We start from the raw sequence: 22,955 nt of genomic DNA on the forward strand, positions 1-22,955 counted from the left end.
CCGGTCAGTGCAGCGTGGCCATGGTGGCGTTGCTGCACTTGTCGCTTTTCTCCCCGCCGCCCGACAGCGCCGAGGCCGCGATGAAACCGCCGACCAGCAGCACCAGGAAGGCGGCGGACAGCAGGCCGAGATATTTCTCGATGAACGCCTTGATCGGGCGGCCGAACTTCCAGAAGAGGAAGCCCACCAGCATGAACTGGAAGGCGCGGCTGAGCACGCTGGCCCAGAGGAAGGTGAAGAGCGACAGGCCGATGAAGCCCGCCGTGATGGTGATGAGCTTGAAGGGGATCGGCGTCGCGCCCTTGATCAGGATGATCTCTGCCCCGTAATCGCGCAGATAGCAGGCGGCGACGGGGAATTTGGCGGCAAGGCCGAGGGCGTGCAATATCTGTTGCCCGACCGTTTCATAGAGGAAATGGCCGATGGCATAGCCGAACAGGCCGCCCAGCACCGAGGCGATGGTGCATATCAGGCCGAAGCGGATCGCGCGTTCAGGGCGGGCAAGGCACATCAGGCCCAGCAGCGGGTGCGGGGGGATGGGGAAGAAGCTGCTTTCCATGAAGCTGATGACGAAGAGCCAGCGTTCGGCGTGGGCGTGGGCGGCTTTCGCCAGCGTCCATTGGTAGAGCTTTGTGAGCATCGGATTGAGGCCCTAGCCGAACTGCTTTCGGGCCGCCAGTGCTTTTGCCAGGACGATCATCTGCTGCGGCGGATCGAGCAAGACGGGATAGGGGCGCCGTTCCCCGGTGGGTTCATAGCCGCGTCGCTGATAATATTGGATGAGCTTGTGATGGGTGGAGATCACGGTCATTTCCATCCGCCGGGTGCCGAAGTCGGTGATGGCGAGCTGTTCGGCGGCCGTGATGAGGCGATGGCCAAGGCCGTCGGACTGAAGTGCCGGATCGACGCAGAGCAGGCCGAGATAGGCGCGGCCGTCGCCCCGGTCCGAGATCTGGACGCAGCCGTCGGGCGCGCCGTCCGGTCCCGATGCGATGAGCAGCCGTTCGGCGGGATCGGCGAGGATGTCCGCCAGCGCGGGCAGGCTGGTGCGTGGGCTGGCGGGTGGCGCGGACTGGAAGGCCCAGCTTTCGCTGGCGGTGTCGCCGCGATAGGCACGCTCTATCACCGGGTGCAGGCGCGGGAGGTCGGACAGGGTGGCGAGGCGGATGGGCATGGCGCGCTGTAGCGCGGCGGCGATGGAAGCGACAGGGGTCTGAAGGCGGTGAGGTTTGAGAGCGGCGGCGTTTGAAAGCGACGGGGGCTTGAAAGCCATGGCAGGACTGCACTAGCTATGTGGCCTGTAGGAGATACGCATATGTTAGGCATGGGAACGGGCGCCTGCCCCTTTGATTTCAACACTGATCCGGCGACCTTCAAGGTCGGCGATTCGGTCAGCTACCGGGTGACGGGCAGCCTGGAGGGCATGCCCTTTGCCGGCGTGCTGCTGGAGGTGCATGAGGATCATGTCGTGTTGACCTCCGACCCGGAAGACAAGGCGAGCCGGATGCGGGCGACCCGGGAAAGTCGTCCTGTCGTCCGGGAGGAGGACATCTGTTGACGCCACGGCGTTGACGGCGCGGCGGCGTCTGGGCATGACCCCCTTCTGAATCCGGCCCGGCGCACCGAGTGAAATTGACCTTGTCCCTTCCTTCCCAATGGCGCGAGCGCGGCGGCGGATTGCTGCTGGCTCTGCTGTTCAATGCGCTGCTGCTGCTGGCGTTGCTGACGCTGGCGCCCGATCCGGTGATCCGGTTGCCCGACCTGCGCAATCCGGTGACGTTCGAGATGGCGCCCGCGCCCAAGGCGGAGAAGGCGCAGAGCAAGGCGAAGAAGAGCGAGAAGAAGAAGAGCGAGAAGAAGAAGCAGGAGAAACCGGCACAGCGGCAGGTGCAGCCGGTGGTCAGGCCCAACCGTCCGGTGGTGAAGCCGGTCGAGCAGCCGCCTTCTCCATTGCCCTTCCTGGTGATGGACAGCCAGCAGCTGGCGTCCGCCGACATCGGCAAGATGGCGAAGAAGGGCGCGGCGGACGGAGCGACTGGCCCGGGCAACAGCGCGGCCGTGGCCGGGCCGGGCGAAGGGCCGGGCGGCGTGCAATTGTTCGACGCCGAATGGTACCGCCGGCCGAATCATGCGGAACTGGCAGGCTACCTTCCCGTCAATGCGCCGGCCAGTGGATGGGGCCTGGTCGCGTGCAAGACGGTGGACCATTATCATGTCGAAAACTGCCAGGCGCTGGGCGAATCGCCCATGGGGTCGGGCTTTGCCAAGGCGGTTCGGCTGGCGGCGTGGCAATTTCTGGTGTTGCCGCCGCGGGTCAATGGCAAGGTGATGGTGGGAAGCTGGGTGCGGATCAGGATCGACTATACGCGCAGCGTGGCGGGCGCGGACGATGCGGGGCGGTGAGTTGGCTGCGCTGATTTAACCTATATGGAACATTTTTCTTGACATCGTAACGCTGTTCTGGCACATAAGTCGATATTGGGAAAATGTGAGTCGCCGGAGAGGCGGTGAAGGGCTGGTCCTTGCGGGGCCGGCCCTTTTGCTTTGCATGCGGGGGATTGGCTGTGGCGGACGGAGAAGGGAAGAGAAGCCGGTTCGGCGGTCGGGCCGATGCGCCCGAGCGGGTGCTGGCGCTGGAAAATGGGCCGCAGGGCGCGCTGGGCGTCGCGCCGCAGATGCGGGCGGTGCGGAAGAATGGCTGGACGCCCGCACTGCGGCAGAAGTTCCTGGAGACGCTGGCGCTCACCTGCAACGTCAGCGAGGCGGCGCGGGTCGTCGGACGGAATTTGTCGACGGTCTATTATCTCAAGCGGCGCGATCCGGCCTTTGCGCGGGCGTGGAAGCAGGCGCTGAGCATCGGACATGAGGAGTTGAGGGCGCTGATGCTGCGGCAGGCGCTGTTCGGCATCGAGGATGAGGAGATCGTGCTGGACGCGGAAGGGGCGGTCAAGAGCCGGAAGATCAGGCGCGGGCATCCGCACATGATCCAGGCGCTGCTGTTCAGGGCGCATGAGAAGGAGGTGGAGGAGATGCAGCGGCTGGAGAGCGTGGAGCGGCCGGATGGCGATGATGCGGTGGCGCGGTTGCGGGTGGCGCTGGATGAGGTGCGGAAGCGGAGCGGGGGATAGGGGGATTTCGGGTGGATTGCGGACCGTCCGGTTATGAGCGTGCCTTTGCAAAAGCTGCCACGATAGACTTACGCACCAGCCGAACGAAAAACAGTGGCCAAGCGAGCGCACTCACACCCCATACGGTCATGAATGGGTAAACCAATACAGGTGCATCCATAGAACGACCGTATCGAAGCATGACAAGGCAGCAAACGGAAAAAGCCGTCGCTGAGATGATGAGCCATACTGCGAGCTTCTTGGTCCCCATAGCGACCACTTTTGAGCGATGGGCTATATTCAGTCAACGGCCGCAAATGGTCGTTTCCAGCCATGCCTTCAGGGGGCGTAGCGGAGGTGGATCAGGGGGTAGGGGCGGCCCTGGCCGTCCTGGTCGGAGCGGCCGGTGCGGGCGAAGCGCATGGCTTCGTAGAAGCCGATCGCCTGGGCATTCTGTTCGTTGACGTCGGTGGTGAGCGTGGGGTGGAGCGAGAGGGCGTGGTCGACCAGGCGGCGGCCGACGCCCTGGCCGCGCCATGCGGGATCGATGAACAGCGCCTCCATATGCGTGCCGTCGATCAGCATGAAGCCGATGGCGTGATCGTCCGGGTCGGTGGCGAGCCAGGCGGGGGCATGGGGCAGGAAGGCGGCGACCTCCGCCTCTATCGCGACGCGGTCTGACGGCGTCAGGAAATCATGGGTCGCGTCGACGGCCTTGCGCCAGATGTCGAGCAGGCGGGCGCCATCGGCGGTGCGGGCGGGGCGGATCGAACTCATGGCGGCCATATAGGGGCGGGGCGCGGGTCGGCCAAATCCGGGCCGGGAGAAAATCGATGAATGGAGGCGGTGCATGGCTCTTTCGGATTTCGAGCGGCTGGCGCATCTGCCGGAGGGCGCGCGCGAGCGGGTGCTGGCGGGGCTGAGCGCGGCGGCGGCCGATGCGCTGGCGCATGACTGGCGCTGGCTGGCGCGGCCGGAGCAACTGGCGCCCGAAGGGGACTGGCGCATCTGGCTGATGATGGCGGGACGCGGGTTCGGCAAGACGCGGGCCGGGGCGGAATGGGTGCGCGGCATTGCGGAGAGCGACCCGTCGGCGCGGATCGCGCTGGTCGGGGCGACGCTGGGCGAGGCGCGGGCGGTGATGGTGGAGGGGGCGTCGGGCCTGTTGTCCATCGCGCCCTGGTGGAACCGGCCGGCCTTCGCGCCGGCGCTGCGCAAGCTGGTCTGGCCCAATGGCGCGGTCGCGACGCTTTATGGCGCGGCGGAGGCGGAGAGCCTGCGCGGGCCGCAGTTCAGCCATGGCTGGGCCGACGAGATCGCCAAATGGGCGGGCAGCGAGGCCGTCTGGGACAATCTGATGATGGGGATGCGGTTGGGCGCGGCGCCGCGCGTGCTGGCGACGACGACGCCGCGGCCCGTCGCCCTGCTGCGGGGACTGGTGGCGCGCAGCGGCGTCGACGTGGCCGTGACGCGGGGGCGGACGGCGGACAATGTCGCGCATCTGGCCGAAGGGTTCCTCGCGGCGATGGAGCGCGGCTATGGCGGCACGCGGCTGGGGCGGCAGGAACTGGACGGCGAACTGATCGAGGAGATCGAGGGCGCATTGTGGCGCCGGGACCTGCTGGAGCGGTGCCGGGTGGCGCATGTGCGTGGCGCGCTGGCGCGGGTGGTGGTGGCGGTCGATCCGCCCGCCTCCGCCCATGGAGATGCCTGCGGGATCGTGGTGGTCGGGCTGGGCGAGGACCGGCGGGCCTATGTGATTGCCGATGCGACCGTGGAGGGGGCGACGCCCGAGGGCTGGGCGCGGGCGGCGGCGGCGGCGGCGCTGTTGCATGGCGCGGACCGGGTGGTGGCGGAGGCCAATAATGGCGGCGCGATGGTGGAGAGCGTGCTGCGCGCGGCCGAGGCCGGGCTGCCCGTGCGGCTGGTGCATGCGAGCCGGGGCAAGGTGGCGCGGGCAGAGCCGGTGGCGGCGCTGTACGAGGCCGGGCGGGTGGGGCATCGCGGGAGCTTTCCGGAACTGGAGGACCAGATGTGCGGGATGATGCTGGGCGGTGGATATGAGGGGCCGGGGCGATCGCCGGATCGCGCCGATGCACTGGTCTGGGGCCTGACGGAGTTGATGCTGGGGCGGCGCGGGGATGCGCGGGTGCGGGGGATTTAGGGGAAGCCGGGTTCCTTCCTGTTCCCGCCTTCACAGGAGCGCGGAACGGCGCGGGGACAGGCTCTGTTGCGGTGGCGGAATGAGGGAACAAGAGTGCGGGGGTCTGCGTAGTCCTTTCGTGTGATTTGCAAGGAGATCGGGTCATGAGATTGGCCAAATGGACGATGGCTGCCGCGGGGCTGGCGCTGGTGGGCTCGCCGGTGCTGGCGGCTTCGCTGAACAGCAAGGAGCGGGCGCGGGTGGCGCGGGCAGCGCCGCGGGACCGGGATGATGTGCGTTATTGCCTGCTCCAGGCCAAGAAGGGGCGGGACAAGGGCACGGTGATCGGCGCGGCGGGTGGCGCGGGCGTGGGCGCGCTGGCCGGTGGCAGCCTGGGCGAGTCCCTGCTGGCCGGTGCGGCGGGCGCCGTGGCGGGCCGCGTGATCGGCAAGAGCGAAGGGACGAATTCGGCCTGCGACCGGGTCCTGGCGCGCAATCCCTGAGGATGTCGGGGGCGGGACAGCCCCCCTATAGCTTTCGGTAGGCGGCCGGGCGTCGTCGACCTTCACTATCCTCCCCCCGGTTCCGGAGGGAGGATTTTTTGTGGGTGCATCTAATGAAATTTTTCGGAGTGAAGGCGGGGCGCGGCGGGGCGCGGCCGGTGTTGGCGCGTGCCTGGGGTTCGGGCGGGGTCGCGCTGGGCGAATGGCCGGCCAGCTATGAGCAGCAGGTGCGCGCCGGGGTGGTCGGCAATCCGGTGGCGCAGCGCGCCCTGCGGCTGGTGGCGGAGGGGGCGGGCGGGACAGTGCCGGTCGTCGGCGGCGTCGCGGAGGATGTCCGGGGGCGGGTGAAGGCGCTGGTGACGCGCTGTTCCTCCGGCCAGTCGCTGGTCGAGACGGTGGCGAGCCACCTGCTGCTGCACGGCAACGCCTATGTCCAGATCATCCTGGGCGCGGACGGGATGCCGGGCGAACTCTATGCACTGCGGCCCGAACGGGTGAGCGTGGAGGCGGATGCGCGGGGCTGGCCGGCGGCCTATCTGTATCGCGTCGGCGAAAGCGTGACGCGCCTGTCGCCGGAGGATGGCGCCGGACGGACCGGGATCGTGCATCTGAAGGCGCTGCATCCGCTGGACGATCATTACGGGCTGGGCTGCGTCGGCGCGGCGGCCGGGGCGGTGGCGATCCACAATGCGGCGACGGTGTGGAACAAGGCGCTGCTGGACAATGCGGCGCGGCCTTCGGGAGCGATGGTCTATGATCCGGGTGACGGATCGGTGATGAGCCCCGAACAGTTCGAGCGGGTCAAGCGGGAGATGGAGATGGCCTTTTCCGGCGCGGCCAATGCCGGGCGGCCGATGCTGCTGGAGGGCGGGCTGGACTGGAAGGCGATGAGCCTGACGCCCGCCGAGATGGATTTCGTCGGGCTGAAGGCGGCGGCGGCGCGGGAGATCGCGCTCGCCTTTGGCGTGCCGCCGATGCTGATGGGACTGCCGGGGGACAATAGCTACGCCAATTATCGCGAGGCCAATCGGGCGCTGTGGCGGCAGACGATCCTGCCGCTGCTGGCGAAGATCTGGGGCGGGCTGGCGCAGGGGTTGCAGGGCTGGTGGCCGGCGCTGTGCCTGAGCGCCGACCTGGATGCGGTGCCCGCGCTGTACGAGGAGCGCGGCGCGCTGTGGGACCGGGTGGCGGCGGCGGACTTCCTGTCGGCGGAGGAGAAGAAGGCGATGCTGGGCATGGGTTGAGGCGGCGGGTGCGGAGGCAAGGGATGAAACATGACGGAGAGATGCTGGCGCGGCTGGTGGCGCAGGCCGAGGTGCAGCCGGTGGGGATGGACATGCTGATGATCCGGGCGCTGATCGAGGAGGCGAGCGAATTGGGCGCCGGGCGGGCGCTGGCGCGGCTGGGACTGGCGGATCGTGGGGCCGAGGCGGATGTGCGGGAATTGCGCGAGCTGCTGGGTGCCTGGCGCGACGCGAAGAAGGCGGCGCGCGGCGCCGTGGTCGCATGGGTCGTGCGGATCGTGACGGCGCTGATGCTGCTGGGGATGGCGGTGAAGATGGGATTGCTGGGGCTGGGGCATGAGTGACGTCCGGTTTGCCGGCTATGCGGCGGTGTTCGACCGGGTGGATCGGGGCGGTGACGTGGTGCGGGCGGGGGCCTTTGTCGGGGTGGCGGCAGGGATGCCGCTGCTGTGGCAGCACAGGCCGGGCGAGGTGATCGGGACGGTGGAGAAGGTCGAGGAGGATCGCCTTGGACTGCGCGTGATCGGCCGGGTGTCGGCACGGACCGCCGTTGGGCGGGAGGCGGCGCGGGCGTTGCGGGAGAAGGCGGTGGACGGCTTGTCCTTTGGCTATCGGGTGCGGGAGGCGCGGGGGAAAGCGCCGCGTGAACTGCTGGAACTGGAGGTGGTGGAGGTCAGTGTCGTGACCCATCCGATGCAGGATCGGGCGAGGGTGATCGCGGTGGAATAGGGGGCAGTCGCCCTCATCCAACTTCGCCTAGGCGGCTGGGTCGCCAAGGTTTCGTATCCTTTTCCCGCTGGGAGAAGGAAGTGTTCGGGCGGTCCGGTTGGGCCGCCCTTTTTCGTGGGAGTGGTGGATGACGGATCAGTTGGAAGCGAGCTTTGACGCGGTGGTGCAGGGTGAACGCATTGCGGGACTGGAGAGCGAGGTGGCGGCGCTGAAAGGGGCCCTGCTGATGCAGCAGCGGCCGGCGCTGGATGGCGTCAAGGGCGGGGCGGTCGATCCGCAGCGCGGCGCCTTTGTCGAGAGATATGTGCGGCAGGGGCTGGAGGCCGGAGTCGAGCTGAAGAGCTTTTCCGGGGCGTCGGGCGCGGCTGGCGGCTATGCGGTGCCGCGGGAGATCGACCAGATCATCGGGGCGACGCTGAAGGCGATTTCGCCCATTCGTTCGATCGCCAATGTCGTGCGGACCGGGACGGCGGGCTATCGCAAGCTGGTGACGGCCGGCGGCATCGTGTCGGGCTGGGCCAGCGAGACGGGGGCGCGGGCGGAGACGGTGACGCCGAGCTTCAACGAGATCGTGCCCCCTTCGGGCGAGCTTTACGCCAATCCGGCGGCGAGCCAGGCGATGCTGGACGATGCGCAGTTCGATGTCGAAAGCTGGCTGGCGGGGGAGATCGCCCGCGAGTTCGCGGCGGCGGAGGGCGCGGCCTTCGTCAACGGCAATGGGACGAACAAGCCCAAGGGCTTCCTGACCTATACGACCACCAATGAGGTGGACAGCGTGCGGGCCTTCGGGTTGCTGCAATATGTGGCGTCGGGCGCGTCGGGCGCCTTTGCCGCGTCGGGGCAGGACAAGCTGATCGACCTGGTGCAGGCGTTGCGCGCGCCCTATCGCCAGGGGGCCTGTTTCATGATGAATTCGGCGACGCTGTCGGTCATTCGCAAGATGAAGACCAGTGACGGCGCGTTCATCTGGCAGCCTTCCCTGGCTGTGGGACAACCGGCGACCCTGCTGGGCTATCCGGTGGTCGAGGCGGAGGACATGCCGGATATCGCGGCCGGTTCGCTGTCGATCGCGTTCGGCAATTTCCAGGCGGGCTATGTGATTTCCGAACGCAGCGAGACGAGCATCCTGCGTGATCCGTTCAGCAACAAGCCGTTCGTGCATTTCTATGCGGTGAAGCGGATCGGCGGCGCCGTGGCCAATTCGGAAGCGATCAAGCTGATGAAGTTTTCTGCGTCCTGATCATCCCTCATCCGACTTCGCCTGACCGTTCGGAGCCGGTCGAAGGAGGGTAAGGCTTCATGTCCTTCTTCCGCCAGGGGAGAGGGGCAGACTGGGGGCATCCTGCGGGGCGTCCCCTTTTTCTTTGGAGGGGCGATGCTGGGGGATCTCAAGGCCTGGTTGCGGATCGGGTCGAACGATGAGGATGAGGTGCTGGAGCGGCTGCTGGCGGGGGCTTGCGGGCTTTGCGAGCAGTTTATCGGGCAGTGGCTGGTGGTGCGCGAGGCGGCGGAGACGATCGCGGCCGACGGGAGCTGGCAGAGGCTGCTGGCGCGGCCGGTGGTGGCGATCGAGGGGGTGGAGGCGGCGGGCGTGGCTTTGGCGCCGGAGGCCTATGCCTTCGACATCGATGCGTCGGGCGATGGATGGGTGCGGGCGCGGCTGGTCGATGGGCCGGGCAAGGTCACGATACGCTATCGGGCGGGACTGGCGGCCGATGAGGCGGCGCTGCCCGAAGCGATCCGGCAGGGGATCGTCCGGCTGGCGGCGGAGCATTTCGCGGCGCGCGACGGCGATGTGGCGACGCCGCCCGCCGTGGTGAGCGCGCTGTGGCGGCCATGGCGACGGATGCGGCTGGCATGAAGGCGCGGCTGAAGGCGCTGGTCGAAGCGCGGCTGGAGGCGCGGCGTCAGGGGATTGTCGCCGTCCTCGCGGCCTCCGGGATCGAGGCGCGGGTCGAGGGCGAGGCTGTGCGCCTGTCCGGGCGCGGGCTGAAGGATCGGTGGATGGGCGACCTGGCGCTGCGGGAAGCGGGCCGGCATTGGGGAGGGGGACGGCGATGAGCGCGGAAGTGGCGGTGCGTGCGGCCGTGGTGGCGGCCCTGCGCGGGGATGCAGTGCTGATGGCGGGGTTGAACGGGCTGTTCGACGGCGCGCCGGCGCGGGCGAGCGCGCCCTATGGCGTTGTGGGGGACTGCATCGCGCTGGATTGGGGCGCGAAGGATGTGGAGGGACGGGAACTGACGATGACGGTCAGCCTGTTCGATGCGGGGGAGGCGCCGTTGCGGCTGGGCGGCCTGCTGGGGCGGGTCGACGCGGTGATGCGGGCAGTGGGGCCGGTGGAGGGCTGGCAGGTCATCGCCGCGCGGCTGCTGCGCTCTCGCATGGGGCGGACGGCCGGGCGGGACGGGTGGCAGGCCCTGGTGGATTATCGGGTGCGGGTGGTGCGGCTGTAGCCGATAGGCCCGCCAGCGTTGCGGGGGAGGACCGGGCGGGCGACGGGTCCCCGCTTTCGCGGGGACGACGGTGAAGCGCGGGCTTAGACGCCCGGCTTCGAATAGTCTTCATATTCTCCGACGATCTTGTCCCGATATTCGCTGATCTGGTCGTCGGCGTCCGATTGGGCGTCCTTTTCCGACATGCCGCTGGATTTGTCGTCGGCGACGATGGCGGTGCGGAAGGCGGTTTCCTTGGCGCCGCATTCGCTCTTCAGCGTGGCCTGGAAATCGGCAAGCGACAGCTTCTTGTCGATGGCGGGCTGGATCTGTTTCGACAGGCACTGGGAATAATCCTTGCGGCCGGTGCCGACATCGACGCCGCCCTGCGGAGCGGCGGCCAGCAACAGCATCAGGGGGGCAGTGACGAACATAGGGGCCTCTCTCCAAATCCCGAATCTTGCACGGTTTATCTTAGAGGAGAATGCGCCATGGGCGTGGAAAAAGGAAGCGCGTTTCTGTTGAAAATAGGGGATGGGGGCGCGCCTGCGGCCTATGCGACCGTGGCGGGGATGCGGACCACGCAACTGTCCGTCAATGGCGAGGCGGTGAATGTCACGCACAAGGAATCGGGCGGCTGGCGCGAGCTGCTGTCCGGCGCGGGCGTGCGATCCGTCAGCGTGTCGGCGGCGGGCATATTCACAGGATCCGCGGCGGAGGTGCGGCTGCGCAACCATGCGCTGGCCGGGACAATCGAGGATTATGAGCTGAGCTTCGAAAGCGGCGAGAAGATGCGCGGGCGCTTCCTGGTGACGCGGCTCGATTATGCCGGGGATTATAATGGGGAGCGCAACTATGCGCTGGGCCTGGAGAGTTCCGGGCCGGTGGTGTCGCTGTGAGCGCGCCCAATGGCGCAAGGGGCGAGGCCGCGCTGGAACTGGGCGGGGAGCGCCTGGTCCTGCGGCCCAGCTTCGCGGCCCTGGTGGCGGCCGAGGAGGAATTGGGGCCGCTGTTCGCACTGGTGGAGCGGGCCGCCGACGGGAAGCTGTCGCTCGCCGAGATGGCGGGGCTGTTCTGGCATTGTCTGGTGGAGCCGCCGGCGGGGCTGACGCGCGATGCGCTGGGCGAGGCGATCGTGGCGGTCGGGCTGGCGAAGCTGACGCCTGTCCTGCGGGGAATATTGGCACAGATTTTGGGGGGACGATGAGCTTTTTCAAAATGGCGGCGCGACTGGCAGGGGTCGCGGGGTGGTTGCTGGGCTGGCGGCCGGACGAGTTCTGGCGGGCGACGCCGGCCGAGCTGGAGAGCGTGTTGCGCGCGGCGCGCGGAGATGAGGAGGAGGCGCGCGGCGGGATGGACCGAGCGGAGCTGGAAAGGCTGCGGGCCGGGATGCCGGACGAAGGCATGTCGGGCGCCGGGAGCATAGCGCCGGAAAGGGGGAGCCGACCTTCCGCTTGAAACGAGGGGAAGCTCGGCCGGGCTGAGCTCCCGCCTGCGCAGGAGCGCATTGCGGTTCAGGATGAATTTGGGGGGTGGGATGGACGAGGAAATCGATAATCTGGTCGTGCGGGTGCGGGCGGATACGCAGGGTTTTGCGCGGGATGTGGAGGCCATGCGAGGGGCGCTGGAGGGGCCCTTGGCCACGGGTGCGGAGCGAGCCGGACGGCGGATCGAACAGGGCTTGCTGCGGGCCGTGCGCACCGGGGCGTTCGGGTTTCAGGAATTGAAGGCGGTCGCGCTGCGCATGCTGGATGACATTGCCGCCGGCGCCCTGCGGGCCGGGGTGAACAGCATCGGGGGGGACGGCGGGCTGATCGGGCTGGCCGCGTCGGCGCTGGGTCTGCCCGGGCGGGCGACCGGCGGGCCGGTGGCGCCGGGGCGGGCCTATGTCGTGGGGGAGCGGGGACCCGAGGTCTTCGTGCCGACGATGAGCGGGCAGGTCGTTGCCAATGGCGGGCCAAATGGCGGGCAGGGCGGCGGAAGCGTCCGGGACGTGCGGGTTTCCATTGCGGTTCAGGGGCAGGGTGCCGACAGCGCCCGATTGCTGGCGCGCAGCGCGCGGCAGGTGGCGCGCGCGGTGAGGGGAGCGATAAACGGATGAATGCCTTGGGTTATTGGCTGGCGGATGCGCGGCGGGGGCAGGAAACGCTGTTCATGAAGCGTTTTGCACCGACGCACTGGACCGTCAATTTTCCCCGGCCGATGATGGCCAGCGTGGTGACGACCGCGCCCGATGCGCTGCGGGTGGATGCGGTCTTCTACGGATCGGGCGATCTGGCCGGGCTGATCTGGGAAGCGGAGGACAGGTGGAGCCATGCTCTGCTCGCCTATGACACGGATCGGGATTTTCGCGACTGCGTGTTGCGCTTTCGCTGGCGCAGCGGCGGGCTGCGGCGGCTGGACCAGACGCATGGGCCGACGCTGACGATCGAGGGGAGGGATGCGGCGGGCCATGCGCGGGCCTGGTATGTGCGCTTGTGGAACTATGCGAGTGGTGGGCCGGAAGATGCTGTTGTCACGCTGGATTTTTCCGCGATCAGGAGCGGATTCCTGCCGAGCGAGGGGGAAGAGGTGTGGGCGGGCGATGTGGACAGGATGTTCCTGTCGCTCGCGGCGCCAACCTATGATGCGGGGAGCACGCCGTTCGCGGCCGGGGTCGAGGGATGGTGCGAGCTTTCGGACATGCGCTGCGACGGCGCCGGATCGGTGCTGCGTGTGGGCGACGTGGTGCTGCCCGAACATGGGCTGTCGATGGCGACCGGCTATGACGACTGCTTCAACCAGACGCCGGAGCGGATCGTCGCATCGATCCATGCATTGGGTTATCGCGGGGACATCAACCATTATGTCGGGATGAGCCATTATTTCCGGCTCGAACCCCTGGGTGGCGGACTTTATATCAGCCTGGCCGGGGGCGTGCTGAATGCGCCCTGCGCGGCCTGGCATGCGGATTTCGCGCGGCAGGCGAAGGCATTCGGGCTGGGGATGATCTGGTCGCTCTCCTATGAGCTGTTCGACGCGCATTGCTGGAATGACTGGAAGCAGAGGGCGGAGGATGGCACGCCCGCACTGACGGGCTGGTCGCCGCCTTCAACCTTGCTCTCCCCGGCGCATGATGGCGCGATGAGCTATTTGCGGATGGTAGCCGGGGCCTTTGTTTCCATTGGCTTGGCGGCTGGTATTCCGATCAGCTTTCAGGTGGGTGAGCCCTGGTGGTGGGTGGTGCCCGCGGATGGGCGCATCTGCCTGTATGACGATGCGGCGCGGGCGGCCTTTGGCGGGGCATTGGTGTCGATCCCGGACGTGCGGGGCGCGCTGAGCGGCGGGCAGAAGGCATTGCTGGATCGGGCGGGCGAAGTGCTGGCGGCCTCCACGGCGGCGCTCTGCGCCTGGGTGAAGGGAGTGGCGCCGGGGGCGGTGACGCATCTGCTGGCCTATCTGCCGACCGTGCTCGATCCGCTGGCGCCGGAAGCCAAGCGGGCGAACATGCCCTTGGGCTGGGCGTCCCCCGCCTTCGATGTGTTGCAACTGGAAGATTATGACTGGGTGACGCAGGGGCGCGAGCGGCTGACGGCGCGGGGTGTCGAACTGGCGGTGGAGCGGCTGGGCTATCCGGTCGAGGCGCAGCATTATCTTTCAGGCTTCGTGCTGCGCGGCGAGGACGTCGCGCAATGGCGCGAGATCGCGGCGGCGGCGGATGCGGCGGTGCGGCGGGGGACGGCGGCGACCTTCATCTGGGCGCTGCCGCAGGTGGCGCGGGATGGCTTCACCTGCTTCAGATTATCTGGGGAGAAAGATGTGCAAGCCTTTGATGATGTGTCTTTTCCTCTGGCGATAGGGCGCGAGGCGAGCGTGGCGCCCGCCTTTTCGACGCAGGTCGTGGAGAGCGTTTCGGGGCATGAGCGGCGCAGCAGCGACTGGGCCGATGCGCGATTGTCCTTCGATGCCGGGCCGGGCGTGCGGTCGGAGGCGGACATGGCGGCGCTGATCGCCTTCTTCCGGGCGCGGCGGGGGGCGGCGCGGGGGTTCCGCTTCACCGATCCCTATGACGATCGCAGTTGCGGCATGGGGGAAGCGCCGGGGCCGCTGGACCAGCGCCTGGGACTGGGCGATGGGGTGCGGACGGCGTTCCCGTTGCAGCGCTTCTACGGCGCCGGCGAAGAGGCGCAGGTGCGGCGGATCACGCGGCCGGTGGCGGGCACCATCAGGGTGGCGGTGAATGGCGCCGAGATGGTGGGCGGCTGGAGCCATGCCGGGTTGGGAATGATCGCCTTTGACGCTGCGCCTGCGGAGGGTGCGGTGCTGACCGCCGGTTTCCGCTTCGATGTGCCGGTGCGCTTTGCCGAGGACCGGCTGGACATCAATCGGGCGACCTTCGCGGCGGGCGAGGCGCCTTCGGTGCCGTTGGTGGAGATCAGGGAATGAGCGGAGCGGAGGCTTTGGAGAAACCGCTGGCGACATTGGCCTTTTGCTGGCGGATCGAGCGGCGGGACGGGGTGACGATCGGATTGACGAGCCATGATCGCGATCTGGAGATCGGGCATATGCTCTATCGGGCGGCGCCGGGGATGACGCCGTCCGCCGTGCGGAGCGGGATTGGCTTGGAGGGCGCGGACAGCGATGTCGAGGGCGCGCTGGTCGCGGATGCGATCAGCGAGGCGGATCTGGCGGCCGGGCGCTGGGACGGCGCCGGGCTGGAGTTGCGGCTGACCGAGTGGGAGACGCCGGGCGATCTCTGGCTGCTGCTGGCGCGCGGCGAGATCGGCGCGGTGAAGCGCAAGGCGGGGGCCTTTACGGCGGAGCTGGTGGGCGCGATGGCGGCGCTGAAGGCCTCTGTCGCGCCGTCCACATCGCCCGATTGCCGGGCAATGCTGGGAGACAGGCAATGTCGCGTCGATCTGGCCGGGCGGCGGCGGGTGGTCATTGTCGGCGCGGTCGAGGATGCGGTGGCGAGCGTGGCCGGGCTGGAGCCGGGGGCCTATGCCTTCGGGACGTTGCGCTGGCTGACCGGAGCCAATGGCGGGATAGTGCAGGGGGTGATCGACAATGGCGCCGGCGGTGTGAGCCTGGCCGATCCGCCGCCATTTGCGGTGGAGGCGGGGGCGCTGGCCTTGCTGACCGAGGGGTGCGACCGGCAGCTTGCGACGTGCATCGGCCGGTTCGGCAATGCGGTGAATTTTCGCGGGGAGCCTTATCTGCCGGGGACGGATTTGCTGACCCGCTATCCGGGAGCCGCATGAGCGGCGCGGTGGCGGAGGCCAGGGCGCTGGTGGGCGTGCCGTTCCGGCTGCATGGGCGGTCGCCCGAGCGGGGGCTGGATTGCGTGGGGCTGGCGGCGCTGGTCCTGAAGCGGGCGGCGCCGGAGGGATATGGGCTGCGATCGGGGGATGAGGGCCGGGCGTCGGAATGGTTGCGGGCGGCGGGATTGCGGCGGGTCGAGGCGGCGCGCGAGGGCGATCTGGCGCTGGTGCGGCCGGGCCCCCTGCAACTGCATCTGATGATCGTGGTGCCGGGCGGGCATGTCCATGCCCATGCGGGCCTGGGGCGCGTGGTGGAGATGCCGGGGCCTTCACCCTGGCCGGTGATCGGTTACTGGCGAGCGGAATAGGAGTATCTATCTATGGCGACGATCGTGTTGACCGCCCTTGGCACGGCCATTGGCGGGCCGCTGGGCGGTGCCATTGGCGGGTTGATCGGCAATGCGTTCGACCATGCCGTGCTGTTCAAGCCCAAGGGCGTGGAGGGGCGGCGGCTGAACGAGATCCAGGTGCAGACGTCGACCTACGGATCGCAGGTGCCCAAGTTGTTCGGAATGCTGCGGGTGGCGGGAACGGTGATCTGGGCCACCGACCTCAAGGAGGCGCGGCACAGGAGCGGCGGGGGCAAGGGGCGGCCCAGCGTCACGAACTACAGCTATTCGGCCAGCTTTGCCGTGGCTCTGTCGGCGCGGTCGGTCCGGTCCGTGCGACGGATATGGGCGGACGGCAACCTGCTGCACGGCGCGGCCGGGGACTTCAAGACGGAGCTGGGAGCTTTCCGGCTGCATGAGGGAGGAGAGGATCAGCCGGTCGACCCCCTGATCGCGGCGGTGCAGGGATTGGCGGCGACGCCGGGGCATCGGGGGATTGCCTATGCCGTGTTCGAGGATCTGGCGCTGGCGGATTATGGCAATCGCATCCCCTCCCTGACCTTCGAGGTGGAGGCGGACGAGGGTCCGGTCGCAATTGCCGATCTGGCGGCCGAACTGAGCGGGCGAATATTGACGGGCGAGGGGCTGGGTACGGTGGCCGGCATGGCGGCGAGTGGCGCGGACGTGGGCGACGCGCTGGCGCCGCTGGTGGAGGCGTTCGACCTGTCCCTGCTCGCAGAAGAGGCCGGACTGCGCCTGCGGACTGCACCGGCCGAGGGCGCCGCGCCAATCGGGTCCGACGATCTGTGCCGGTCGGTCAATGGACGGGCGCTGGACGGCTTCGAACATTCGGGCGGCGCGGCCGACAGCGTGCCGGCGGCCCTGTCGGTCCGCTATCATGATCCGGCACGCGACTATCAGGCGGGCGTCCAGCGCATCGGCAGGCCGGGTCCGGGACGGCTGGAGCAGGGAATGGACCTGCCCATGGTGCTGTCCGGCGAGGAGGCGCGGTTGCTGGCGGCGCGGAAGCTGGGAGCGGCCTGGGCCGGCCGATCGACGATGACGCTGCGCTGCGGCTGGGACGCGCTGTGCCATGCGCCGGGCGACGTCGTTGCGGTGGAGGGCGTGGCGGGCCGTTGGCAGATCGAGGAGCGGGAGTGGGAAGGCATGGCAGTGCGTCTGGCGCTGCGACGCTTGCCGGGCGCGGCGGCGGCAATTCCAGCGGGCGCATCGTCGGGCGCGGTGGTGCGGCAGGCTGACAGGCCACATGGACCGACCAGATTGATGCTGGCGGACCTGCCCATGATCAGGGAAGGGGCGGCGACGGCCCCCCTCCTCATGGCGGCGGCGAGTGGTGGAGAGGGTTGGCGCGGCGCGGCGCTGTTCCTGATGGGTGCGACCGGGGAGGCTTCGCCTGCCGGGCGGACGGCGGGTCGTGCCGTGATGGGGTGGACGGACAATGGCTTGCCCGCGGGCAGCGCGACGATGATCGACCAGGTCAACGCTCTCTTGGTGACCCTGTTGTCGGGGGACATGGAATTGGGTGGAGCGGACGAAGTGGCGCTGGGGATGGGCCGCAATCTGTGCCTGGTCGGGCAGGAGCTGGTCCAGTTCAGCCATGTGGTGCAGACCGGCGAGGCCAGCTTTCGGCTGGAAGGATTGCGGCGCGGCTTGTTCGGCACCGAATGGGCCATGGCATCGCATGAAGAGGGTGAGGCTTTCCTGTTGCTGGAGGAGGACCGGTTGGTCGACCTTGCCCTCCATGGCGCCGGGGCGGATATTGGCGGCAGCCTGCGCATGGCTGCGATCGGCGTGGGCGACAGCGAACCGGCCGAGGCGCTGTTGACGATAAGAGGCGAGGCGATAGTGCCGCCTTCTCCGGTGCATGTGACGGCGCGTGCCGACGGGACCGGAGGCTGGAGCATCAGCTGGACGAGGCGCAGCAGGAATGGATGGCGCTGGACGAATGGCGCCGACGTCCCGCTGGGTGAGGATCGCGAAAGCTATGAACTGCGGCTGTTTGCAGGGGCGATGGAAGTGCGCAGGATCATCACCGACCACTCGCCCTGGGCCTATGAGGCCGCTGCGGTGACCGAGGATATGGCGCATCCCGGCGAGCTGGCCTGCGAGATCCGGCAGATCGGCACCTATGCGCCGGGCAGGGCGACGCGGATCGTCCTGGCCGCCTGACCATGGCCTTCCGAAAGAAAAGGACAATTATATCATGACGATGGATTCGACATGCCGTTGGGCCTTGCCCCAACTTTTTGCCGGGCAGGCGCAGAAGGAGTTGTTTCACAACGAGGCCTTGGCCCGGATCGACATGCTGCTGCATGGGGCGGCGGAAAGCGCGGACCTGGACGAACCGCCTGTGGCGCCGACGGTGGGTGCCTGCTGGGTCGTGGCGGCCGGCGCGGTCGGCGCCTGGGAAGGCCAGGACGGCGCCGTGGCTGGCTGGACCGAAGGGGGCTGGCGTTTTGCCGCTCCGCGGGCCGGCCTGTCCTTGTGGGTCGTGGACAGGGGGCACGCCATGCTGCATGACGGCGTGAACTGGCGGGATAGCGCTGTGCAGGCGGATGGGATCCATATTGGCGGCACAAAAGTGGTCGGCGCGGCCGGGGCGGCGATCGCCAGTCCCACAGGGGGCGCGACGGTCGATGCGGAGGCGCGCTCGGCGCTGGTTGCAATATTGGGAGCGTTGCAGGAACATGGCCTGATCGCAACGTGAGCGGGCGGCGACTTTCAGTGTGTCTGCCTGATGCCGCAACTGCTGTTCGAGATGAGATTTGAGGGGTCGTCAAGCGAGCTAACTGCGTTATATTTGCAACAGTTTTGCCAATTGTGGACTTGCCATGAAACTTTCTAGCCGATACAGGGTTTAAGCAGTCCTTCGTGACACTTTTGAAAGGGGAATTCAGATGCGGAAGCTTGCCCTCGCGGCTGTGCTTGCGACAAGCGCCTTGGCCACCCCGGCCCTGGCGCGTGACAACAGCTGGTATATTGGTGCAGATGCCGGTGTTGTCCTCGTCGAAGATCAGGACATCACCTTCACCCCCGGTAATGGCGGTGCCGCCAGCAATACGCTGGCTGGCGTGGACTACCACAAGGGTTTTGATGTCGATGGCAACATCGGTTATGACTTCGGTGGTTTCCGTCTGGAAGCAGAAGCGGCGTACAAGCGCGCTCTGGTCGACCTCGACAAGAGCGGCTTCGGTGGTTCGGCTTCGGCTCTGTCGTTCATGCTGAACGGTTTGCTGGACTTCGGTCCCGATGATGGCCTGCAGGGCTTCGTCGGCGGCGGTGTCGGCGTGTCGCGCGGCAAGCTAGCCAACGACACTGTCAACGATTCCGACACCGGTTTCGCCTGGCAGGCGATCGCTGGCGTTCGTTACCCGCTGACCAATCATGTCGACGTCTCGCTGAAGTATCGTTTCTTCAACCAGGACGATATCAAGCTGATCCCGGCCTACACCACCATCGGTGGCCCCGCTGGCTCGTCGGTTGACACCAAGCTGCGCACCCACAGCGTGCTGCTGGGTCTGACCTATAACTTCGGTGGTGAACCGGCTGCTCCGCCGCCTCCACCGCCGCCCCCGCCGCCGCCCCCGCCGCCCCCGCCGCCCCCGCCGCCGCCGGTTGCGGAGTGCAGCCCTGGACCGTACATCGTCTTCTTCGAATGGGACAAGTCGGACATCACGCCTGATGCCGCCACCATTCTGGACAATGCGGTTTCGGCCTACAGCAACTGCGGTAGCGCCCAGGTCATGCTGGCGGGCTATGCGGACCGTTCGGGTTCGGCCTCGTACAACGTTGGCCTGTCGCAGCGTCGCGCTGACTCGGTCAAGGCCTACATGGCTTCGAAGGGTATCCCTGACGGCGTGATGACCACCCAGGCGTTCGGTGAATCGAACCCCCGCGTGGAAACGGCCGACGGCGTTCGCGAACTGCAGAACCGTCGCGTGGAAATCACCTACGGTCCGGGTTCGGGCCAGTAAGATTTCCGTCCTTCGGGACTGAAGAAAAGAGGGGCCGGTCGCAAGACTGGCCCCTTTTTTATGCCTCCGGTACTGGCAAATCCTGTCAATTGTCGCGCGGCTCATGAAACAACGCGTTGCTGGAGCCGAGCGCGGCGGCAATGGCGGCGACGAGTTGCGCCGAGCGCCGGCTTTCCTGCCAGTGCAGAAACATCCGGTTCAGCAGCTCGAGATGACGCTTATCGGACGGAAAGACGGTGACATTTCGGATCACTCAGGCAACAAAAGACCGTTATGCTGCGTTCGCCTGGCAGCATCCTTCTTGGAGTTGTTCATCATGAAAATTGCCGCAATTCTTCTGGCATCCCCCTTGCTTGCCATCGCATCGGGCTGTGCTGCCGCATCGTCGGAAACGGCGACCGCCGGTGATGCCGCTGCGCCGGTGGCGCGTGCAAAGCTGCTGGCTGGCGATGGAACGTCACGGGGTGATGCGGTGGTGACGCAGGCCACCGATGGCTTGCATGTTCTGGTGCGCGCGCAAGGTCTGACGCCGGGCATGCATGCCGTGCATATCCATGGCACGGGCGTGTGCACGCCACCGGATTTCGCCAGCGCTGGCGGGCACTGGAACCCGACCGGGCACAAGCATGGCAAGGACAACCCGGCCGGAATGCATATGGGCGACATGCCGAACATGATCGCCGGCGCTGACGGTTCAGGGGAAATGGAATATGTCATCGCCGGCGCAACCATCCATGGAGGCGCCACGCCGTTGCTGGACGCGGATGGCGCGGCCATAGTGATCCATGCGCAGGCCGACGACAATAAAACCGACCCGGCTGGGAATGCGGGCAGCCGAGTTGCGTGCGGCATATTGTCGGGGGGCAATTCGTGAATGGCGCGATCGCGGCGTAGCCTGAGCTAGCATCTTCCCTCAGGGCTCGCCCGTTTCCGCCCGATAGCGTTCGATCAGATGATAGGTCGAACCGCTTTCGCTGAGGTGGCTCTCATAGAGGGCAAATTCGCTCACGGTGAATGGGGTGCTGGAAAGGCCGGCATGAAGCGCCATGAAGGCGTCCAAGGGGCCTGCCGTTCGCCCAAAGCGGGCGAGCGTGACATGGGGGAAATAGCTGCGATCGTCCGGGGAAAGACCGGCCGTGACGCAGGCGCGGTCGACCTTCCGGTGAAGTTGCGCCAGGGAATCGTGCGGCTCCACGCCTGCCCAGAGCGTGTGGACATGGCCCTTGCGCTCGAAGCAGCCTGCGCCGGACAAGGCGAGCTGGAAGGGGGAAAAGCGGATTTCGTCCAGCGCATCGGCCAGATCATTGGCCTGATGGCGACTGACCTCTCCCACGAAACGCAGGGTGATGTGCAATTGGTCGTCATCCTGCCAGCGCGCGCCCCTGATTCCGCTCATCAGGGCGAGGAGTGCGGCACGGACGCCGGCGGGTGGGCGCAGGGCGACGAACAAGCGGTGCATCGCATTTCTATAGTAGCTTTTCGGGCATAAGTCAGATTGCGCTCGCGGCTTGAATTGGGAACGGGATGAGCCGATAATAGGGAAACCGGCCGCATGGATGCCGGTGAAGGAGAATATCTCATGGCCAATTGGTCCGATCCCCGTTCCGACATTGCGGGTTTTGGCGGCACGACCGTGGCGCGGGGGGAGGCGTACGACGCTGGCCTGCGCAGCTATATGCTGTCGGTTTACAATTATATGGCGAGCGGCGTGTTGTTGACCGGCGTTGTCGCCATGCTGTTCGCCTCCAGCGGGCTTGCCTATCAGATCCTGGCTGGGCCCGGCATCCTGAAATATATCATCATGTTCGCCCCGTTGCTGTTCGTGATGACGATGAGCTTCGGCATCAATCGCCTGTCGACCTTCGCGATGCAGGCGATGTTCTGGGCCTATGCCGCGGTGATGGGCCTGTCGCTCTCCTCCATCCTGCTCGTCTATACCGGAACGTCGGTTGCGCAGACCTTCTTCGCGACGGCGGCCGCCTTTGCTGGCCTCAGCCTCTGGGGCTATACGACCAAGCGCGATCTTTCGGGCTTCGGCACCTTCCTTATCATGGGTGTGGTCGGCCTGCTGGTCGCCAGCCTCATCAACCTGTTCCTGAAATCGAGCGCGATGAATCTGGTGATCAGCTTTATCGGCGTGCTCCTTTTCGCCGGGTTGACGGCTTACGACACGCAAAAGATCAAGAGCATCTATGCCTATGTCGCCGGGACGGACATGATGGGCAAGTCGGTGGTGATGGGGGCGTTGAACCTCTATCTCGACTTCATCAACATGTTCCTTTTCCTGCTTCGCTTCATGGGCAATCAGCGCAACTGAGGCAGGCCTGCCGAAAACATCATGGCCCGGTGGAGTGATCCGCCGGGCCTTTTTATTCAGGAGGGCTTCTGCATTTTCGCGATCAGCGCATTGTCGAGTTCCTTCTGCCGCTTGTAGGCCGGACGTTCGCGCAGGCGCCCGGCATAAGCCTCAAAGGCGGGGCGACTGGGTATCGAACCGAAGCTGAGGCCCCAATCGATCTGCGAGCCCACATAGACGTCGGCCGCAGTGAACCGATCCCCGCAAATCCATGTCTGTCCCGAGACGGCGCGTTCCAGGGTGTCGATCGCATGATCGAAGCTGCCATAGCCCGCCATCCGGTCCCGGCCTTCGGGGACGACAAAGCCCAGGGCCTTGTTGGTGACGGCTGCCTCCACGGGGCCGGCGGTGAAGAAAAGCCAGCGATAATAGTCGGCGCGACTGTCGGTGGAAGGCGCAAGGCCGGCGTTAGGAAAGGCATCGGCGAGATAGGCGCATATCGCCGCGCATTCGGTCACGACCTTCCCCGCGTGCACGACTGTCGGAACCTTGCCCATCGGGTTGATCGCCAGATAATCGGCGGATTTCATGCCGCTTTCGAAATCCAGAATGACCATGTCATAGGGTTGTTCCACTTCCTCCAGCATCCAGCGGGCAATCTGCCCACGCGACATCGGATTGGTGTACAGCGTGATTGCATTCGGCATTGTGACTCTCCTGCATTGGCGCGGGGATATTTGGTCCAGATCGACCATCATCCGCAAGTTCTGCCGCGGCAGGCCGAATGGGCGGGTGCGGCGAGATTGTCCGGACCGGATCGGCTTGGACGCCGTGCGGATCTTCCTGAATGCATCGTACGGAAGGGGGATCGGCTTTC

Annotated in this window: 31 protein-coding genes; 24 read left to right on the plus strand and 7 right to left on the minus strand. The window is 67.0% G+C overall.

Translation table 11 applies throughout. The annotated features are described in order from the left end of the window. Positions 1 to 4: 4 nt before the first annotated feature. Positions 5 to 640, minus strand: coding sequence for a YqaA family protein (locus MRBLSP13_RS07780; protein WP_133651674.1), 636 nt, complete (start codon positions 638 to 640; stop codon positions 5 to 7). A gap of 12 nt (positions 641 to 652) precedes the next feature. Continuing rightward, positions 653 to 1,273 (minus strand): GNAT family N-acetyltransferase, encoded by a 621-nt coding sequence (locus MRBLSP13_RS07785; protein ID WP_363753858.1) that lies wholly within the window; start codon positions 1,271 to 1,273, stop codon positions 653 to 655. Between the two features lie 42 nt (positions 1,274 to 1,315). On the opposite strand from MRBLSP13_RS07785, the gene MRBLSP13_RS07790 reads away from it, so the two are divergent. From MRBLSP13_RS07790 to MRBLSP13_RS07800, 3 genes are all read left to right on the plus strand, one after another. Next, positions 1,316 to 1,558, plus strand: a complete 243-nt coding sequence (locus tag MRBLSP13_RS07790) for a hypothetical protein (RefSeq protein WP_133651675.1) — start codon at positions 1,316 to 1,318, stop codon at positions 1,556 to 1,558. A 119-nt stretch (positions 1,559 to 1,677) separates the two neighbouring features. Beyond that, on the plus strand, positions 1,678 to 2,403 hold the full coding sequence (locus MRBLSP13_RS07795) for a hypothetical protein (RefSeq protein ID WP_414714704.1): 726 nt from the start codon (positions 1,678 to 1,680) through the stop codon (positions 2,401 to 2,403). 161 nt (positions 2,404 to 2,564) lie between these two features. Next, complete coding sequence (locus MRBLSP13_RS07800; protein WP_363735296.1) at positions 2,565 to 3,128, plus strand: hypothetical protein; 564 nt, start codon at positions 2,565 to 2,567, stop codon at positions 3,126 to 3,128. 318 nt (positions 3,129 to 3,446) lie between these two features. Here MRBLSP13_RS07800 and MRBLSP13_RS07805 read toward each other — a convergent pair whose 3' ends face one another. After that, positions 3,447 to 3,893 (minus strand): acetyltransferase, encoded by a 447-nt coding sequence (locus MRBLSP13_RS07805; RefSeq protein ID WP_363735424.1) that lies wholly within the window; start codon positions 3,891 to 3,893, stop codon positions 3,447 to 3,449. 64 nt (positions 3,894 to 3,957) lie between these two features. On the opposite strand from MRBLSP13_RS07805, the gene MRBLSP13_RS07810 reads away from it, so the two are divergent. From MRBLSP13_RS07810 to gp17, 9 genes are all read left to right on the plus strand, one after another. Then, positions 3,958 to 5,271 (plus strand): DNA-packaging protein, encoded by a 1,314-nt coding sequence (locus MRBLSP13_RS07810; RefSeq protein ID WP_363753862.1) that lies wholly within the window; start codon positions 3,958 to 3,960, stop codon positions 5,269 to 5,271. A 143-nt stretch (positions 5,272 to 5,414) separates the two neighbouring features. After that, complete coding sequence (locus MRBLSP13_RS07815) at positions 5,415 to 5,753, plus strand: hypothetical protein (RefSeq protein WP_133651678.1); 339 nt, start codon at positions 5,415 to 5,417, stop codon at positions 5,751 to 5,753. A gap of 113 nt (positions 5,754 to 5,866) precedes the next feature. After that, positions 5,867 to 6,997: a phage portal protein gene (locus tag MRBLSP13_RS07820; protein WP_363753865.1), complete on the plus strand. Its 1,131-nt coding sequence runs from the start codon at positions 5,867 to 5,869 to the stop codon at positions 6,995 to 6,997. A 23-nt stretch (positions 6,998 to 7,020) separates the two neighbouring features. Next, a complete protein-coding gene (locus MRBLSP13_RS07825) occupies positions 7,021 to 7,341 on the plus strand; it encodes a DUF6127 family protein (RefSeq protein ID WP_363735292.1) in 321 nt (106 codons plus the stop codon). Then, on the plus strand, positions 7,334 to 7,726 hold the full coding sequence (locus MRBLSP13_RS07830) for an HK97 family phage prohead protease (RefSeq protein ID WP_363735291.1): 393 nt from the start codon (positions 7,334 to 7,336) through the stop codon (positions 7,724 to 7,726). The genes MRBLSP13_RS07825 and MRBLSP13_RS07830 overlap by 8 nt, the downstream gene beginning before the upstream one ends. A gap of 127 nt (positions 7,727 to 7,853) precedes the next feature. Next, entirely contained in the window at positions 7,854 to 8,966 is a 1,113-nt protein-coding gene (locus MRBLSP13_RS07835; protein ID WP_363753867.1) for a phage major capsid protein, read from the plus strand. 135 nt (positions 8,967 to 9,101) lie between these two features. Continuing rightward, entirely contained in the window at positions 9,102 to 9,587 is a 486-nt protein-coding gene (locus MRBLSP13_RS07840; RefSeq protein ID WP_363753869.1) for a head-tail connector protein, read from the plus strand. Continuing rightward, positions 9,584 to 9,787 carry a hypothetical protein gene (locus tag MRBLSP13_RS07845; protein WP_363753871.1) on the plus strand — a complete coding sequence of 68 codons (204 nt, stop codon included), beginning with the start codon at positions 9,584 to 9,586 and terminating at the stop codon, positions 9,785 to 9,787. The genes MRBLSP13_RS07840 and MRBLSP13_RS07845 overlap by 4 nt, the downstream gene beginning before the upstream one ends. Continuing rightward, positions 9,784 to 10,179: a tail completion protein gp17 gene (gp17, locus tag MRBLSP13_RS07850; RefSeq protein ID WP_363753873.1), complete on the plus strand. Its 396-nt coding sequence runs from the start codon at positions 9,784 to 9,786 to the stop codon at positions 10,177 to 10,179. Before MRBLSP13_RS07845 ends, gp17 begins: the two co-directional genes overlap by 4 nt. A gap of 83 nt (positions 10,180 to 10,262) precedes the next feature. Here the strand turns inward: gp17 and MRBLSP13_RS07855 are convergent, their stop codons facing one another. After that, entirely contained in the window at positions 10,263 to 10,592 is a 330-nt protein-coding gene (locus MRBLSP13_RS07855; protein ID WP_363735285.1) for a hypothetical protein, read from the minus strand. 57 nt (positions 10,593 to 10,649) lie between these two features. On the opposite strand from MRBLSP13_RS07855, the gene MRBLSP13_RS07860 reads away from it, so the two are divergent. The 10 genes from MRBLSP13_RS07860 (at position 10,650) to MRBLSP13_RS07905 (ending at position 19,782) form a co-directional block, all read left to right on the plus strand. Continuing rightward, on the plus strand, positions 10,650 to 11,057 hold the full coding sequence (locus MRBLSP13_RS07860) for a phage tail tube protein (RefSeq protein WP_133651687.1): 408 nt from the start codon (positions 10,650 to 10,652) through the stop codon (positions 11,055 to 11,057). Next, positions 11,054 to 11,365 carry a gene transfer agent family protein gene (locus MRBLSP13_RS07865; RefSeq protein WP_363735283.1) on the plus strand — a complete coding sequence of 104 codons (312 nt, stop codon included), beginning with the start codon at positions 11,054 to 11,056 and terminating at the stop codon, positions 11,363 to 11,365. The genes MRBLSP13_RS07860 and MRBLSP13_RS07865 overlap by 4 nt, the downstream gene beginning before the upstream one ends. Next, positions 11,362 to 11,616, plus strand: a complete 255-nt coding sequence (locus MRBLSP13_RS07870; protein ID WP_363753875.1) for a phage tail assembly chaperone — start codon at positions 11,362 to 11,364, stop codon at positions 11,614 to 11,616. Before MRBLSP13_RS07865 ends, MRBLSP13_RS07870 begins: the two co-directional genes overlap by 4 nt. Before the next feature lie 79 nt (positions 11,617 to 11,695). Then, positions 11,696 to 12,259: a tail tape measure protein gene (locus MRBLSP13_RS07875; RefSeq protein WP_133651971.1), complete on the plus strand. Its 564-nt coding sequence runs from the start codon at positions 11,696 to 11,698 to the stop codon at positions 12,257 to 12,259. Continuing rightward, positions 12,256 to 14,583 carry a DUF2460 domain-containing protein gene (locus MRBLSP13_RS07880; RefSeq protein WP_363753877.1) on the plus strand — a complete coding sequence of 776 codons (2,328 nt, stop codon included), beginning with the start codon at positions 12,256 to 12,258 and terminating at the stop codon, positions 14,581 to 14,583. Before MRBLSP13_RS07875 ends, MRBLSP13_RS07880 begins: the two co-directional genes overlap by 4 nt. Continuing rightward, a complete protein-coding gene (locus tag MRBLSP13_RS07885; protein ID WP_363735279.1) occupies positions 14,580 to 15,398 on the plus strand; it encodes a DUF2163 domain-containing protein in 819 nt (272 codons plus the stop codon). Before MRBLSP13_RS07880 ends, MRBLSP13_RS07885 begins: the two co-directional genes overlap by 4 nt. A gap of 8 nt (positions 15,399 to 15,406) precedes the next feature. Further along, the gene (locus tag MRBLSP13_RS07890; RefSeq protein WP_363735422.1) at positions 15,407 to 15,766 is read left to right on the plus strand and encodes a peptidoglycan endopeptidase; all 360 of its coding nucleotides are present in this window, start codon (positions 15,407 to 15,409) and stop codon (positions 15,764 to 15,766) included. Positions 15,767 to 15,778: 12 nt separating this feature from the next. Beyond that, positions 15,779 to 17,977 (plus strand): phage tail protein, encoded by a 2,199-nt coding sequence (locus tag MRBLSP13_RS07895; protein WP_363753879.1) that lies wholly within the window; start codon positions 15,779 to 15,781, stop codon positions 17,975 to 17,977. Positions 17,978 to 18,011: 34 nt separating this feature from the next. Further along, positions 18,012 to 18,515: a DUF2793 domain-containing protein gene (locus MRBLSP13_RS07900; RefSeq protein ID WP_363735277.1), complete on the plus strand. Its 504-nt coding sequence runs from the start codon at positions 18,012 to 18,014 to the stop codon at positions 18,513 to 18,515. 190 nt (positions 18,516 to 18,705) lie between these two features. Beyond that, on the plus strand, positions 18,706 to 19,782 hold the full coding sequence (locus MRBLSP13_RS07905; protein WP_363735276.1) for an OmpA family protein: 1,077 nt from the start codon (positions 18,706 to 18,708) through the stop codon (positions 19,780 to 19,782). An 85-nt stretch (positions 19,783 to 19,867) separates the two neighbouring features. On the opposite strand, the gene MRBLSP13_RS07910 is transcribed toward MRBLSP13_RS07905, so the two are convergent. Continuing rightward, on the minus strand, positions 19,868 to 20,035 hold the full coding sequence (locus tag MRBLSP13_RS07910) for a hypothetical protein (protein ID WP_363735275.1): 168 nt from the start codon (positions 20,033 to 20,035) through the stop codon (positions 19,868 to 19,870). Between the two features lie 63 nt (positions 20,036 to 20,098). On the opposite strand from MRBLSP13_RS07910, the gene MRBLSP13_RS07915 reads away from it, so the two are divergent. Then, entirely contained in the window at positions 20,099 to 20,656 is a 558-nt protein-coding gene (locus MRBLSP13_RS07915) for a superoxide dismutase family protein (RefSeq protein WP_363735274.1), read from the plus strand. Positions 20,657 to 20,695: 39 nt separating this feature from the next. Here MRBLSP13_RS07915 and thpR read toward each other — a convergent pair whose 3' ends face one another. Beyond that, a complete protein-coding gene (gene thpR, locus MRBLSP13_RS07920) occupies positions 20,696 to 21,241 on the minus strand; it encodes an RNA 2',3'-cyclic phosphodiesterase (protein ID WP_363735273.1) in 546 nt (181 codons plus the stop codon). 120 nt (positions 21,242 to 21,361) lie between these two features. On the opposite strand from thpR, the gene MRBLSP13_RS07925 reads away from it, so the two are divergent. Continuing rightward, positions 21,362 to 22,099: a Bax inhibitor-1/YccA family protein gene (locus MRBLSP13_RS07925; protein WP_363735272.1), complete on the plus strand. Its 738-nt coding sequence runs from the start codon at positions 21,362 to 21,364 to the stop codon at positions 22,097 to 22,099. Between the two features lie 56 nt (positions 22,100 to 22,155). Here MRBLSP13_RS07925 and MRBLSP13_RS07930 read toward each other — a convergent pair whose 3' ends face one another. Next, complete coding sequence (locus tag MRBLSP13_RS07930) at positions 22,156 to 22,785, minus strand: glutathione S-transferase family protein (RefSeq protein ID WP_363753881.1); 630 nt, start codon at positions 22,783 to 22,785, stop codon at positions 22,156 to 22,158. Positions 22,786 to 22,955: the final 170 nt, after the last annotated feature.

This window comes from Sphingobium sp. LSP13-1-1.1, assembly GCF_040676415.1.
Lineage (GTDB): Bacteria > Pseudomonadota > Alphaproteobacteria > Sphingomonadales > Sphingomonadaceae > Sphingobium.